The sequence below is a fragment of the Brevundimonas vesicularis genome (genome assembly GCF_027886425.1).
Taxonomy (GTDB): domain Bacteria; phylum Pseudomonadota; class Alphaproteobacteria; order Caulobacterales; family Caulobacteraceae; genus Brevundimonas; species Brevundimonas vesicularis_C.
Window position 1 is genome coordinate 2,933,888 of the sequence record NZ_CP115671.1, and the last position, 14,115, is coordinate 2,948,002.

The following is a 14,115-nucleotide window of genomic DNA, read 5'->3' on the forward strand; positions in this document are numbered from 1 at the left end:
ACCGTGATGATGGATGGCGTTAGGACAACCGGTCCACGCGACAGCGCCGTTTTAAGCGCCCATAGTCGTCCCATGACCGATTATCCTCGCCTCAGCACCCTGAAGACCGGCTTGGCCTGTCGCTGCCCCCGCTGCGGCAAGGGACCGCTTTTCAAAGGCTACCTGACGCTACAGACGGAATGTCCTCAGTGCGGGCTCAGCTACGCCTTCGCCGATCCGGCGGACGGCCCGGCCTTCTTCGTCATGACGGCCGTCGGGGTGGTGGGGATGATCCTGCTGATGGTGTTCGACTTCACCGTCCATCCGCCGATCTGGGTGCATCTGGTCGTGACCCTGCCGATCCTGGTCGCCCTGTGCCTGGGGTGCCTGCGCCCCTTCAAGGCCTGGCTGGTCGCCGAACAATACGTTCACAAGGCCGCCCCGCCCGAGTTCTCCTCGAACGGCAAGCACGGTCCTTTCTAGGGTTCGATCACCGTCAGTTCGGGCCAGCGCGCCCGCGCGCTGTCGACGGCCTTGGCCCAGCCCCTGGCCACCGGCCGGTTCGGGTTGGGCCGGATCGTCATCGCGAACACGTCATCCAGCCCGAACGGCGCGGCGACGCTGAGGCTGTCGTCCGCCTCCAGCCGCACCCCGACCGCAAAGGTCGGCGCCACGAACCGCCCCAGCGCCTCATCTGTCGAATGCAACGGCGCATAGGGTTCGCCGAACCGGTTTTGGAACCACAGATGCACCCGCGCCTGGTTGCGGACCTCGACCTGGCTGCGGAACGGTTCGTCGAAGGCGGCGGCGACGCGTTTGATGACGACGTCCTCGGCCTCGTAGGACAGGTCCGAACCGTCGAAATAGGCCAGGTCGTAGTCCTTGACCCCATAGCCCGCCGGCCGCCCTGTCCGGGCGTTCCACACGGCCTGATAGACCGCTCCCGACACCAGCCGCCAGTCGGGCAGGTCCAGCGCCCGGACGGTCGTCAGGACGTGCATCAAACCAGCGTCGGCGCGCACGATGGCGGCCAGTTCCGCCTCCAGGTCGCTCATCCCCGCACCGGCCAGCCGTGATCCAGCGGTCCGTGCCCGCCGCCCAGGCCCGGCGCCCGGCGGATCGCCTCGCCGACATAGGCCCAGGCCTCAGCCACCGCGACCTCCAGCGGCCGGCCCATCGCCAGCCCGGCGGCACAGGCGCTGGCCAGGGTGCAGCCGGTGCCATGGGTGTGGCGGGTGTCGACCCGCTCGGCCTCCAGCACCGTCTCGCCGTCTGCGGTCATCAGCAGGTCGATCACCGTCGGCCCCGACACATGCCCGCCCTTCATCAGCACCGCCCGCGCCCCCAGGGTCAGCAGCGCCTCGCCCGCCCGCCTCTGGCCGTCCAAGTCGTGGACCGCAAGGCCCGTCAGGGCCTCGGCCTCGGGCGCATTGGGCGTCAGCAGGGCCGCGCGCGGTATCATCAGCCGCTTCACCGCCTCGACCGCCGTATCCGGCAACAGCGGATGGCCGCCCTTGGCCACCATGACCGGATCGACCACCGCCGGGGCGTCCGCCTCGTCCAGCAGGGCGGCGACCGTTTCGACCACCTCGACCGAGCCCAGCATGCCGGTCTTGACCGCATCGGTCCCGATGTCCTCCAGCACCGCCCGCGCCTGTGCTGCGATCAGATCCAGCGGCAGCGGATGGACCCCGTGGACCCCCAGGGTGTTCTGCACCGTGATGGCCGTGATCGCGGTGGCGGCGAACCCGCCCATCATGGTCACGGCCTTGATGTCGGCCTGGATGCCCGCGCCCCCGCCGCTGTCCGACCCGGCCAGGATCAAGACCCGTCCTTGATGAAGCGCGCTCATGCCGCCGCTCCCGAAAACAGTTTCAGCCCGACGATGCCCGCCACGATCAGCAGGATGCACACGGCCCTGACCGCCGTCGCCGGCTCGCCATAGACCAGGATGCCGACTACCGCCGCGCCCACCGCCCCGATGCCGGTCCAGACGGCGTAGGCCGTACCGATCGGCAGCTTCTGCGTCGCCACCCACAACAGGATCATGCTGCCCGCCAGCGCGATCACAACCCCCAGGGATGTCCACGGCCGGCTGACGCCGACGTTCTTGAGGCCCGAGGCCCACAGGACCTCCAGCAGACCAGCGACGACCAGCGTCGCCCACGGATTGATCGACATCACCCAGGACATGGCGACCAGATGGAACACGCCGCGGTCCGGAGCAAGCCGCGATCAGCCGCCCAGCGGCCCCTTGAAGATGAAGAAGGCCCCAAGCGCGATGAAGGCGAAGCCGACCAAATGGTTCACCGTCAACTTCTCGCCCAGATACAGGACCGAAAAGCCGGCGAAGACCAACAGGGTGATCACCTCCTGCATCGTCTTCAGCTCGGCCGGCGAATAGACCTGGATGCCGATCCGGTTGGCCGGCACCGCCAGCCAGTATTCGAAGAAGGCGATGCCCCAGCTGGCCATGACCAGCAGCCACAGCGGCTTGTGATCGAACTTCAGATGGCCGTACCAGGCGAAGGTCATGAAGACGTTCGACAGGCACAACATGACGATGGGGGCGATGTAGGCGGTCAGGGGCATGGGCAGATCAGGGCTGTTGCAGACCTGCCCTCTACACCGGCTGCGACCGTCCGTCGCGGGCCTTCAATCCGCCGCCGTCACCGCCGCCTGAACCCTCAGCGCCTGCACCGTCTCGCGCACGTCGTGGACCCGCACCATCCGCGCCCCGCGCCGCGCGCCTTCCAGCGCCAGGGCCAGTGACCCGCCCAGCCGATCGGTTGCCGCGACCGCCGTCGCATCGATGGCCTGGATCGTGCGCTTGCGACTGGCGGCGTACAGCACCGGAAAGCCCAGATCGACCAGCGCGTCCAACCGCGCCGTCAGCGCCATGTTATGCGCCAGCGTCTTGCCGAACCCGATGCCGGGATCCAGCCAGATCCGCTCGCGCGCCACGCCCGCCGCCATCGCCGCCTCGGCCCGCCCGCGCAGATAGTCCCGCACTTCGACCACCACATCGTCATAGCGCGGGTCCGCCTGCATCGTGCGGGGTTCGCCCCGCATGTGCATCAGCACCACGTCGCACCCCAGTTCGGCCGCAACCGCCGCACTGTCGGGCGCGTGGCTCAGCGCCGTCACGTCGTTCCACATCGTCGCCCCGGCCGCGACGGCGGCGCGCGCGACGGCGGGCTTCATCGTGTCGATGCTGATCGCCCCGCCCCACCGCGCGCGGACGCCGGCGATGACCGGCGTGACCCGCTCGATCTCCTCGGCCTCGCCCACCGGCTCGGCCCCCGGCCGGGTGCTCTCCCCGCCGATATCGAGCACATCGGCCCCGTCCTCGACCAGCCGCATGGCCTGATCGATCGCGCCTTCAGTCGAGGCCCATCGCCCCCCGTCCGAGAAGCTGTCGGGCGTCACATTGACGATGCCCATCACCTGCGGAATCGACACGGTCACGCCCTCTTCTGCGGGTGGGGCGTCTCGCCCCGTTTCAGCATCTCCACCAGGCGGGCGATGGCCTTGACGCGGCCCGCCGGGGTCTTCGGCGCCTCGGTGCGATAGGTCAGGGCGAACCGGTTCTGCGCCGTCAGGGTGTCGAACGTCGCCCGTGCCTGCGGCTCCGCGTTGATGGCGGCCATCAGGTCGTCGGGCGCGGTCGAGCCCTTGATGCGGTAGGCCGCGTCCCAGCGCCCGTCCGCCTTGGCCGCCTCGACGTGTTTCATCCCGTGCGGCGTCATCCGCCCTTCCTCAATCAGACGCGCGACATTGGCGACGTTGATCTGGCTCCAGACGCTCTTCTTACCGCGCGGCGAGACACGTTGCAGGAAGCTGTCAGCATCCAGGCTTTTCTTGATCCCGTCGATCCAGCCCCAGCACAGGAGCACATCCACCGCCTCGACCCAGGTGATCGAGGCGACGCCCGACTTGACCTTGAAGATGCGGATCCAGAGCTCGGTCTCGCGGTCGTGGTTCGCCGCCAGCCAGGCCTCGAACGCCACGGGCGTCTCGAACGCCCGCACCTTGTCCGGATCAACGACCATCGGCGCCATCAGGCCGACCGCCCGATCAGACCGCCCAGCACCTCCAGATAGGCGGCGAAGGCCTTGCGGCCGGCGGGGGTGATGGACACGCGGGTCAGGGGCTTGTTGTTCACGAAGCTCTTGGCCACGGCGACGTATCCCGCCTCCTCCAGCTTCTTGATATGGACGGACAGATTGCCCTGCGTCGCTTCGAGAACGGTCTTCAGCTCGGTGAAGTCGGCGGCCTCGGCGTCGGCCAGATAGACCATGATCCCCAGCCGCATCCGGCCGTGGATGACCTCGTCGATCTTGCCGAGTGCGTCCAGCCCCATGGATCAGGCGACGTCCGCATCATTGGCGCGGGCCTTGAGCGCCGCACGCGTCATGACCCAGCCCGGCCCCGCGAACAGCACGAACAGGGCGAGGGTGCAGACGTAGAGATAGACCACCGCGTCGCGAACCAGCACGCCCAGCGCGACCGCCGTGATCCAGCCGCCCAACGACGTCGCCAGCATCCATGGCTTCTTCTTCAGACTGTAGGCCACAAACCAGGCCGCCGACTGAAGCGCGAAGATCATCGCCGGATAATAGAGCCAGACCGCGAAGTCCTGATCGCGGCGCGCGCCCACGCCGAACACGATGATGATCGCCAGATTGGCCATGCCCGCGCCGCTGAAGGCCGCATTCAAGGTGCGAGTGACGATGGGGCCGGCCGTCCCCGTCTTGCGGTCCTCACGCACGGCCCAGGTCAGGACGATGAGGAAGGCGACCGTGATGGCGACCACGAAGCTGAGATTTCCCAGCGGCGGCCAGCGCACGATCCCCCACACCTGACCGATATGGAACAGGCATTGCAGACCATAGAGCAGACCGCCCGCCAGATAGGCGACGCCCAGCGTCAGTGTCGCTCTGGGATTATTGCCGCCCTGAACAATGGCCTTCATGAAGGCCAGGTCGGCCTCGGGGCCGGTGCGGGACTTGTCGGACATCGCTGTGTGATTCCTGTGCGACGGGCGCGTCCCTCGGATGGACGCCGCCGGAAGGGTTTGCAAATTATTCGGCGGGGACCAAGGCAGGCGCAGGCCGGTTGCGCCACGGCACGCGCCGGCCATCCAGCCACCGTCCCATAAAGCTGTGGCGGATCAGCAGTTCGTAGGACGCCAGGCACACGGCAAAGACGCCCGCCGACACGCCGATCAGCTTCACCCACCACGGCCCAGCCCAATCCTGCACCCAGACCTGGGCCAGCATGACCAGCGGCAGATGCACGATGTAGATCCAGTAAGAGGCGTCGGAGAGGTAGCGCTGAACCGGACTGTGGCCCGAGGCGAACCGCAGGCACAGTCCCATTGCCGCCAGGGCCGAGGCATAGACGGCGACCGCCGTGACGGCGGCGGCCAAGGCCTTGCCGACCGTCGGCTCACCCATCGGCGCGATGCTCGGGCCGCCCGCAAGGATATAGGCCGTCACACCCGAAACCAGCGCCACGCACAGGAACAGCGGCGACCATTTGGCGATACGGTCCAGCAGATCACGCCGCCGGTCCAGCACGAAGCCCAGGCCAAAGGCGAGGCCGAATCCGATCAGGGCGGAGGTGTCAGGGATCAAGCCCGCGTCCGGCGTCGGCACGGCGAAGAAGGCGATCCACTTCGGATCCAGCCACAGCGCCAGGGCGAGCGGGGCGGCAAGCACGGCAGGCGTCCACGGGCCGATTAGCGCGCCGGTGATTCTGTCCACGACCGGACCCGCTCGACCCGCGCGATCCAGCATGCCGAGCACGGCCCGCACGATCAGGACGACGGCGTAGAAGAGCGTCAGCACCCACAGAAACCACAGGTGGGTCAGCGGAAAGTTGGTCCAGTCATACGTCGGTGGCGGTGGCGGCGGCGCGCCGGGCGTCACCAGACCATTGGCATGAGCGTTCCAGACCAGGGCCGTAACGATCCCCGCCATGACCGGAAACCAGAAGGCCGCCAGCGGCCCGGCGATCCGCACCACCCGATCCTTGGCGAAGGCGACCCAGCCTCGCCGCGCCAGCATCCTATGGGCGAACAGACCCGCGATGAAGAAAAAGGCCGTCATGCGAAACAGATGAATGGCGAAGAATAGCCAGGCGGCGCCGATCGACCGGCTGTCGTCCGCCACGATCCAGATCTGCTGCGGGACGAAGGACAGACTGGCGTGCAGCACGACGCCCAGCAACAGCGCACCCGCCCGCAGCGCGTCGAGCCCGTGCAGACGCTCGGCTTGACGCGTTTCAAATGCCGACATGACGACCCCTCCTTAGATTGAGGTCGCCACATCTCACAGACTGGTCTGTAATGCAAACTTGTTCGTCACAACCACGTCGTCACCCTCGGGCTCGACCCGAGGGCCGGGTCGTGCGCCGCATTTCGTCAAAGGCGCCGCAGAGCCCGATTCGCAGCCGATCCTCGGGTCGGGCCCGAGGATGACGACGTAGAGTAGAGAGAGAGAGAGAGAGAGAGAGAGAGAGAGAGGGCGTCGTCCCAAAAGAAAAACCCGCCGGGAGATCGCTCTCCCGACGGGTCCATCTTCAGATCAAGCCTGGGTTCAGTGAACCGTCGGCACGCTGGTCGCGGCCGGGGCGGCGACCGGGACCTCGATGTCTGTGCCGTCCGACACCGGCGTCACCGGCACCGAGACCGAAGGCCCGGCGTTGGGGAAGTTGTTCTCGTCGCGGTTCGGCGCGACGCCCTTCTCCAGCAGGTCCTTGATCTCCTCACCCGACAGGGTCTCGTATTCCAGCAGGGCCTGAGACAGTTTCTCGTGATCCTCGGCCTTGGTGGTCAGGATGGTGCGGGCCTCGTCCCAGCCCGAGGTCACCAGACGACGGACTTCCTCGTCGATGGTGCGCGCCGTCTCTTCGGAGATGTTCTGGCTGCGGGCGACCGAGTGGCCCAGGAAGACCTCTTCCTGGTTCTCGCCGTAGGCCACCGTGCCCAGCTTATCGGAGAAGCCCCAGCGGGTGACCATGGCGCGGGCCAGTTTGGTCGCCTGTTCGATATCCGAGCTGGCGCCCGAGGTGATGTTTTCCGGCCCGAAGATCAGCTCCTCGGCGACGCGGCCGCCCGCCATGATGGCGATCCGGTCGATCATCTGCTGATATTTCATCGAATAGCGGTCGCCTTCCGGCAACTGCATCACCATGCCCAGCGCCCGGCCACGCGGGACGATGGTCGCTTTGTGGACCGGGTCAGCCATCTTGACGTTCATGGCGACGATGGCGTGACCGGCCTCGTGATAGGCGGTCAGGCGCTTTTCTTCCTCGTTCATCGCCATGGAGCGACGTTCGGAGCCCATCAGCACCTTGTCCTTGGCGTCTTCGAAGTCGCGGTGGGTGACCATGCGACGGTCCTTGCGCGCCGCCGTCAGGGCCGCCTCGTTGACCAGATTGGCCAGGTCGGCGCCCGAGAAGCCGGGCGTGCCGCGCGCGATCGTCTTGACGTTGACGTCGGCGGCCAGGGGCACATCCTTCATGTGGACGCGCAGGATGCGTTCGCGGCCCGAGACGTCGGGATTGGGCACCACCACCTGGCGGTCGAAACGGCCGGGACGCAGCAGGGCCGGGTCCAGCACGTCGGGACGGTTGGTCGCGGCGATCAGGATGATGTTCTCGGACGCCTCAAAGCCGTCCATCTCGACCAGCAGCTGGTTCAGCGTCTGTTCGCGCTCGTCATTGCCGCCGCCCAGGCCTGCGCCCCGGTGGCGACCGACGGCGTCGATTTCGTCGATGAAGATGATGCAGGGCGCGTTCTTCTTGGCCTGCTCGAACATGTCGCGAACCCGCGACGCGCCGACGCCGACGAACATCTCGACGAAGTCCGAACCCGAGATCGAGAAGAAGGGCACGCCCGCCTCCCCCGCGACCGCGCGCGCCAGCAGCGTCTTGCCGGTGCCGGGAGGGCCGACCAGCAGGGCCCCCTTAGGAATCTTGCCGCCCAGACGCTGGAACTTGCCCGGATCCTTCAGGAAATCGACGACCTCCTGCAGTTCGTCCTTGGCCTCGTCCACGCCGGCGACGTCGTCGAAGGTCTTGCGTCCCTTGTGCTCGGTCAGCAGCTTGGCCTTGGACTTGCCGAAGCCCATGGCGCCCTTCGCCCCGCCCTGCATCTGGCGCATGAAGAAGATCCACACCCCGATGAGCAGCGCGATCGGCAGGATGCCCAGCAGCAGGCTCATCCAGATCGACTGGCCGCCCGACTTGGCGTCGATCTCGACGTTGGCGGCCAGCATCTGGGCCACCAGCTGTTCGTTTGGATAGACGGTGGTGGAGGTGAAGCGTTCGCCGTTCTTCAGCTCGCCGTTCACCTTGTCCAGGCGGATGGTCACCTGTTTGACCTCGCCCGCGTTCACGCGCTGCACCAGCTGGGAATAGCTTATGGCCTCGGGCTTGCCGGCCGGCTGGCCCGTCACGCCGTTCATGGCGCCGCCCTGCGACAGCGCCGCATAGCCCGCCAGCAACGCCAGAATGATCACGCCGGTGATCGCCAGATTACGCAGGTTCATTGAGGTCCTCGGTCGTCCGCGACCCCGGTGGGATCGACGGTCTGGATGTGTCTGTCTGGGAAAATAGGGGCTTAATCAGCGTTACGCTATCGGGTGGCGGAAATCAGGTCGTCTTCGTGCGTCGTTTCGTCCAGCGCCAGCCTGAGCCGTTCCGCGACAAGGCCGCGCCGTTCGACCCCTTCGCCTGCAAGAACCGGGGCCACCGCGTCGTCCCTGATCAACACAGGCCAGGCCCATCGCGTCGCCGCCGGCAGCCGATTGATCTCGGCCCTGTCGGCGTCCGACAGGCTGGCCAACCGCCCCCGCGCCGCCACGACGGACCAGCCGGCACGATCGGCGCAGAAGACGAACCGCCCGTCCCACACCGCCTCGACGCCGGGCGTCAGCGCCAGCGGCGAAATGTCTCGTCTGCGCAGCTCGCCGGCCTCGCGCATCAGCCGCGCCGTCGCGCCGACGGCCTCGATCCGCGCCCCGCACAGGGTCGCCGCGAAATCCTCACCCGCCTTCAGCCGCGCCATCAGGGCTTCCAACCGCGCGCCGCGAGGCGGCGTCGATCCGCCGCCGACGCAGACCAGGGCCGCCGCCAGCGCCCGCGCGCCCACGTCGCGATCCACATACGCCATAGCCTCGCCGTCCATCGTCGGCCGCGCGCGGGTTTTCGACGGCGCCTGATCGATCGACCGGGGCGCCGCGCCCGCCAGCGCCTGCCGCGCCCGGCTGCGGCCGAAGCGGGGATCGGCGTTGGCGGGATCCTCGATCCAGTCGGCCCCCTGCGCCGCCAGCCAGTCCCGCAAGCCCGCCCGCCGCTCGCCCAGCAGCGGCCGCAACAGCATCAGGCCTCGACCCTCGGGCCAGGCCGGCGACGGCGACCATTCGCGCACCCGTCCCAGCGTCGAGCCTTCGCTCCGCATCAGATCGGCCTCGGCGATGTCGTCGGCGGTGTGGGCGAACAGGACGACCGAGGCCCCCGCCTCGCGCGCCGCATCCGCAATCAGCGCATGCCGCGCCGCCCGCGCCGCCGCCGTCAGCCCGGCCGCGGGCTTGTCCCCGTCCCAGCTCAACCCGCGCCAGTCGGCCCCGGCGTTCCGCGCCGCCCGGCCCGCAAAATCGGTCCAGCGGCCGCTGTCCGCACTCAGCCGATGATCGACGGTCAGGGCCAGCACCGAACGCCCGCGCGTCCGCGCCCAGTTCGTCGTCAGCAGCAACAGCGCAATGGAGTCTCCGCCCCCCGACAGGGCCAGCGCCACCGGCCGACCTGTATCGCGCGTCAGTCGCGCATCCAGCCGCGCGAAGACCCGCGCTCTGAGATCCGGGTCAGACGTCAGGCGCAGGCGCCCGTCGTCTTCAACTGCGCCGCCCGCGCCTTTTGCGGGTCCGAAGCGGCGGGCGCATAGCGACGTGTGAATTCAGCCAGGGCCGCGCACCCTTGCGGCTTCCGCTGCGTCGCGAACAGGGCGTCGGCCAGTTTCAGCGTCGTATCCGCCGCCCAGCCGATGCGCGGCCAGTCCTTCAGCGCGGCGGCGTAATAGGGCACCGCCCCCGCCCTGTCGTTCGCCGCCACCCGCAGGTCGCCCAGGCGAGAGTTGGCCTCGCGCGATTGCGGCGTATCGGGCCAGGCCGCGATCACCGTTTCCAGCGCCCGCTCGCCGCGTGGCTTGTCGGTCGACAGCAGGGCCACCGCCGCCGCCAGGTCGCGGGTCGCATCGCCGGTCGGCGAGGTCGCCTCGATCGGCGCATTGAGCTCGGCCTGGGTCTCCAGCTTCTGCAACCGGCCCTCGGCGTCCGCCAGACGCGTCTTCAGCGTCTCGTTCTCGCGGGTGGCCTCGTCCAGCTGGAAGGTTAGACGCTCGTTGTCGCCGTTGATCCGGCGCACCGTGGCCTCCAGGTCGCCCAGGCGTCGGTCCATCAGGGCGAACTGCCCCTGCAGCGTCACCACCTCGGGGTCCGGCTCGACCAGCACGGGCTGGCCAGCGGCGTTTCTCTGGGTCAGGGCGCGCTCGAGCCGCCGCACATTGCGGTCCAGCTGGTCCAGGCGGCGATTGTCCCACTCGGTCCGCTCCATGATGTTGGGCTGGGCCTGCTGGGCGACCGCGCCGCCCCCGATCAGTAGGACGCCAAGGGCGGCGGCGGCGAGGAGATGAACGCGAGAGATCGAGAGCTTGGTCATGCGTCTAGCTTTCACCGATTTGGGGCCGCCGCAAGGCCGAGCTAGTGGCCGAGACCCAGATAGACGATGGCCGCGAAGAACAGGCCGACGACGATGTTGCAAAACACCAACAGAGCGATCGTCCGCCACAGGGCCGAGAACCACGACAGCGAATAGGCGCCCTTCATCTAGACGAACACATGCACGGGCACGGCCAGCAGCCCCAGCGGAATGACGATGCCGCCCAGCCACCCGGCGATCGTCGCCGACAGCACCATCAGCATCAGCAGCATGGCCATGAAGGTCAGCGAATACAGAACGAACACCCCGTGGTCGTACAGGGTGAAGCCCCGTTTCCACAGAAACAGCAGGGCCACGAACGGGATCGACAAGGGCACCAGCAGGAAGGCGAACTTGTACACCGTCTGCTGAAACTTATAAACCGCCAGGTCCGGGTTCTGCAGCTTCTTCAACACCGTGGCGCCGATGCCGTGGCCTTCCTTCTTGGCATCCTTGCCCATGACCTTCAGCTTGGTCTCGCCGCTCTCGCCGGTCGCCATGTCCTTGATCCCGGCTTGCCAGCTGCCGGGCTTCAGACCGTCGGCGCGGCCGTCGCGCTGCTCGATCTCCAGCTGGGCCAAGGCCGCGCGGCGGTCGTCGACCAGCTTTTGTCCGGCGTTGATCGCCATCTGCATCGTCGGGTCCGGCTGGGCGCCGCTTTCGGCCCGCATCTGGACCAGGGCCTTTTCGGCCTCGGCCAAGCCGACGCGCTGGGACGCGATCCGTTCGCTCATCTCCGCCGCCTCGCCGGACTTCGATTCCGGGTGCGGCATGAAGCTGAGCGCGAAGAACATCACGAACAGGGTGAACAGGAAGATCGCCAGCGGCGAGACGTAGCGCGTGCGTTTGCCCTCGACCCACTCGCGCGTCAGCTTTCCGGGATTCGCCCACAGCAGCGGCAGGGTGCGCCAGATGCGGGCGTCGAAATGCATGACCCCGTGCAGCAGCTCTTCGCCCAGATGCAGCAGGCTGCGATGGATATGGGTCGGCTGGCCGCAGTTTGCGCAGAAGTTGCCGCTCGTTTCCGCCCCGCAGTCGGAACAGACGCCGTGGGCGTGGGCCTCGCCGGCCTTGCCCGTCGGCTTTTCAATCGCGCCTGCGACCAGTCCGGCCGTGACGACGGCGCCCGCCCCTTCGATATCCATTCGCTGATCCCCCGATCCCTGTGACGACGTATCTGCCGCCCGCCCGGCGTCAGGACAAGCGCGGAAGCGAAAAGAGGCGCCGACCCTGCGGCCGGCGCCTCCTTCAGATCAGCCGATCAGCCGGTCGTCAGCGCGGCGCGCCCGAGACGATAGCGGTGTGGGCGTTGCGGTTGCGGGCGAAGGCGTCCTCGTTCGAACCCTCCGCGATCGGCCGCTCCTTGCCGAAGCTGATGGTGTCGATCCGGCCGGCCGGAATGCCCCGGTTGATCAGATAGGTGCGCACCGATTCCGCACGGCGGGCGCCCAGCGCCAGATTGTATTCACGCGTACCGCGTTCGTCGGCGTTGCCTTCGATGCGGACCGTCACGGACGGATAGCGCTGCAGCCACTGAGCCTGGGCGTCCAGGCGCGGCATGGCCTCGGGACGGACCTCATAGGAGTCCAGGTCAAAGTAGATGCGGTCGCCAACGTTGACGACGAAGTCCTGTTCGGTGCCCGGCGCGGCCGAACCCATGCTTCCGCCGGTTACCGGACCGGTCGGCGCGGTCGGATAGGCCGGACCCGTCGGTTGCGTCGTCCCGTCGTTCGGACCGGGCACGCCGGTCTCGACCGGGGGCTTTCGGGTGCAGGCGGCCATGGCGGCGACGGCGCAGCCGACCATCGCCAGTTTGAGAATGCGGGAAGTCTTCATGGGGTCGTCTCCTGACGTATCGTTTCTGGCAAGGGGCGGGCCTCAAGCTTGGCTTTACTGTCTGCCTCGGGCGATTTTTCGACGCTAGAGGCGATAACGCACAGTTGAGCTTTAAGGCTCCGACGGTGTCGGTGCGGCGTCTAGGCGGGGCAGCTGTCGGCGCCCTGGTTCACGCCCAGATTGCTCGGGCCGCGGTCCAGCAGCGGCGACCAGGCCGGGTCGGTCCCGCGCCCGTTATAGCCCGCCTGCGACACCACGCGCCCCGACAGGTCCACGGTCCACAGACGCGTGTCGCCGCCCGGCGTCTGGCGCGCAAACATCACGTATCGGCCGTTCGGCGCCCAGTTCGGGCCTTCCTCGAAATAGCTGGACGACAGGATGCGCTCGCCCGAACCGTCGGCGTTCATCACCCCGGTCGAGAACCGGCCGCCACCCTGTTTGGTGAAGGCGATCAGATTGCCGGTCGGGCTCCAGGACGGGGCCGTATAGATGCCGCCGCCGCGCGAGATCGGTCGTTGGCCCGATCCGTCCGACCGCATGACATACAGGCGCGCCGAACCCGAGCGGTCCGAGGTGAAGACGATCTGGCTGCCGTCCGGGCTAAAGGACGGCGAGGTGTCGATACCGGGGTCGCTGGTCAGGCGCGTGATCTGGCGGCTGCGCAGGTCCATCACATAGACGTCGGTATTGCCGCCCCGGATGATCGAAAACGCGATCTTGTTGCCGTCGTTGGAGAAGCGCGGCGCCAGCACCTGACCGTCAAACTCGCCCAGGCTCTCGCGCCGGCCCGTCGTCAGATTATACAGGTAGATGCGGCTGTAGTCCTTGCCCAGCGCCACATAGGTGATCTCGTCCGGCTGCGACAGCGAGAAGCGCGGCGACATGATCACCTCGTCGCCCTGCGTCAGATAGGTCGGATTGAATCCGTCCTGATCGGCGATGGTCAGGCGGTTGATCCGGTTCAGCTGCGTGCCCTCCTCGGACACGAAGATCACGCGGGAATCGAAGAAGCCGGCTTCGCCGGTCATGCGCTGATAGATGACGTCGGAAATCTTGTGCGCGATCCGGCGCCACTGCTCCTGGGTCGCGGTGAACTGATAGCTGACCAGCTGGCACTGGCGGTAGGGGTCATACAGGCGGAAACCCACGTCCAGCCGCCCGTCGCCTCGCGTCGTCACACCGCCGTATAGCACCGCCTGCGCGCCGATCTGGGTCCATTGGGGAAAGTTCGGCGCATTGGCCAGGGTCAGGCCGGTCTCGATGAAGCTGGAGGGGTTCAGCGGCTCGAAGAAGCCCGACCGCTTCAGATTGGCGCTGACCACATTGGAGATGTCCGACCCGTGCGTCCCGGCGAACGGCACGACCGCGATCTGAAGGGGACGCAGCACGCCCTGATCGATCTCGACCTCGACCGGCTGATTCTGCTGAGGCGTCTGCGCCGCCGTCGTCAGAGGAGCCGCCATCGCGACAGCCGCCACGGAGGCCAGAAGAAGGTTCAGACGCATCAGATGCTCCCATAAGTCTCGAAGGATCGCC

17 protein-coding genes are annotated in these 14,115 nt (G+C 67.7%); 1 reads left to right on the forward strand and 16 read right to left on the reverse strand.

Features of this window, described 5'->3' with window-relative positions; all coding sequences use genetic code 11:
- Positions 1 to 72 precede the first annotated feature (72 nt).
- Positions 73 to 462, forward strand: a complete 390-nt coding sequence (locus tag PFY01_RS14925) for a DUF983 domain-containing protein (RefSeq protein WP_153923044.1) — start codon at positions 73 to 75, stop codon at positions 460 to 462.
- Here PFY01_RS14925 and PFY01_RS14930 read toward each other — a convergent pair.
- The 16 genes from PFY01_RS14930 to tolB form a co-directional block, all read right to left on the reverse strand.
- Positions 459 to 1,034, reverse strand: a complete 576-nt coding sequence (locus PFY01_RS14930; protein ID WP_271041857.1) for a nucleotidyltransferase family protein — start codon at positions 1,032 to 1,034, stop codon at positions 459 to 461. The two genes, PFY01_RS14925 and PFY01_RS14930, sit on opposite strands and share 4 nt — an antisense overlap.
- Entirely contained in the window at positions 1,031 to 1,831 is an 801-nt protein-coding gene (gene thiD, locus PFY01_RS14935; protein ID WP_271041858.1) for a bifunctional hydroxymethylpyrimidine kinase/phosphomethylpyrimidine kinase, read from the reverse strand. The genes PFY01_RS14930 and thiD overlap by 4 nt, the downstream gene beginning before the upstream one ends.
- Positions 1,828 to 2,172, reverse strand: a complete 345-nt coding sequence (locus tag PFY01_RS14940) for a DMT family transporter (RefSeq protein ID WP_137722388.1) — start codon at positions 2,170 to 2,172, stop codon at positions 1,828 to 1,830. Before PFY01_RS14940 ends, thiD begins: the two co-directional genes overlap by 4 nt.
- 42 nt (positions 2,173 to 2,214) lie before the next feature.
- Positions 2,215 to 2,571 carry a DMT family protein gene (locus PFY01_RS14945; RefSeq protein ID WP_055806433.1) on the reverse strand — a complete coding sequence of 119 codons (357 nt, stop codon included), beginning with the start codon at positions 2,569 to 2,571 and terminating at the stop codon, positions 2,215 to 2,217.
- Between the two features lie 63 nt (positions 2,572 to 2,634).
- Positions 2,635 to 3,423: a dihydropteroate synthase gene (gene folP / locus PFY01_RS14950; protein ID WP_271043077.1), complete on the reverse strand. Its 789-nt coding sequence runs from the start codon at positions 3,421 to 3,423 to the stop codon at positions 2,635 to 2,637.
- 20 nt (positions 3,424 to 3,443) lie between these two features.
- Positions 3,444 to 4,040, reverse strand: coding sequence for a YdeI/OmpD-associated family protein (locus tag PFY01_RS14955; RefSeq protein ID WP_271041859.1), 597 nt, complete (start codon positions 4,038 to 4,040; stop codon positions 3,444 to 3,446).
- On the reverse strand, positions 4,040 to 4,342 hold the full coding sequence (locus PFY01_RS14960; protein ID WP_271041860.1) for a winged helix-turn-helix domain-containing protein: 303 nt from the start codon (positions 4,340 to 4,342) through the stop codon (positions 4,040 to 4,042). Before PFY01_RS14960 ends, PFY01_RS14955 begins: the two co-directional genes overlap by 1 nt.
- Positions 4,343 to 4,345: 3 nt before the next feature.
- The gene (locus tag PFY01_RS14965; protein ID WP_271041861.1) at positions 4,346 to 4,999 is read right to left on the reverse strand and encodes a hypothetical protein; all 654 of its coding nucleotides are present in this window, start codon (positions 4,997 to 4,999) and stop codon (positions 4,346 to 4,348) included.
- A 64-nt stretch (positions 5,000 to 5,063) separates the two neighbouring features.
- Positions 5,064 to 6,281 carry an acyltransferase family protein gene (locus PFY01_RS14970; RefSeq protein ID WP_271041862.1) on the reverse strand — a complete coding sequence of 406 codons (1,218 nt, stop codon included), beginning with the start codon at positions 6,279 to 6,281 and terminating at the stop codon, positions 5,064 to 5,066.
- A gap of 300 nt (positions 6,282 to 6,581) precedes the next feature.
- Positions 6,582 to 8,537, reverse strand: coding sequence for an ATP-dependent zinc metalloprotease FtsH (gene ftsH / locus PFY01_RS14975; RefSeq protein WP_055753954.1), 1,956 nt, complete (start codon positions 8,535 to 8,537; stop codon positions 6,582 to 6,584).
- A gap of 86 nt (positions 8,538 to 8,623) precedes the next feature.
- The gene (tilS, locus tag PFY01_RS14980; protein WP_271041863.1) at positions 8,624 to 9,784 is read right to left on the reverse strand and encodes a tRNA lysidine(34) synthetase TilS; all 1,161 of its coding nucleotides are present in this window, start codon (positions 9,782 to 9,784) and stop codon (positions 8,624 to 8,626) included.
- Positions 9,785 to 9,858: 74 nt separating this feature from the next.
- Positions 9,859 to 10,704 carry a tetratricopeptide repeat protein gene (locus PFY01_RS14985; RefSeq protein ID WP_271041864.1) on the reverse strand — a complete coding sequence of 282 codons (846 nt, stop codon included), beginning with the start codon at positions 10,702 to 10,704 and terminating at the stop codon, positions 9,859 to 9,861.
- Positions 10,705 to 10,745: 41 nt separating this feature from the next.
- On the reverse strand, positions 10,746 to 10,871 hold the full coding sequence (locus tag PFY01_RS14990; protein ID WP_271041865.1) for a hypothetical protein: 126 nt from the start codon (positions 10,869 to 10,871) through the stop codon (positions 10,746 to 10,748).
- On the reverse strand, positions 10,872 to 11,888 hold the full coding sequence (locus PFY01_RS14995) for a DUF3667 domain-containing protein (protein WP_271041866.1): 1,017 nt from the start codon (positions 11,886 to 11,888) through the stop codon (positions 10,872 to 10,874).
- A 127-nt stretch (positions 11,889 to 12,015) separates the two neighbouring features.
- The gene (gene pal, locus PFY01_RS15000; protein WP_271041867.1) at positions 12,016 to 12,579 is read right to left on the reverse strand and encodes a peptidoglycan-associated lipoprotein Pal; all 564 of its coding nucleotides are present in this window, start codon (positions 12,577 to 12,579) and stop codon (positions 12,016 to 12,018) included.
- Positions 12,580 to 12,719: 140 nt separating this feature from the next.
- Positions 12,720 to 14,084 carry a Tol-Pal system beta propeller repeat protein TolB gene (tolB, locus tag PFY01_RS15005; protein ID WP_112861281.1) on the reverse strand — a complete coding sequence of 455 codons (1,365 nt, stop codon included), beginning with the start codon at positions 14,082 to 14,084 and terminating at the stop codon, positions 12,720 to 12,722.
- Positions 14,085 to 14,115 lie beyond the last annotated feature (31 nt).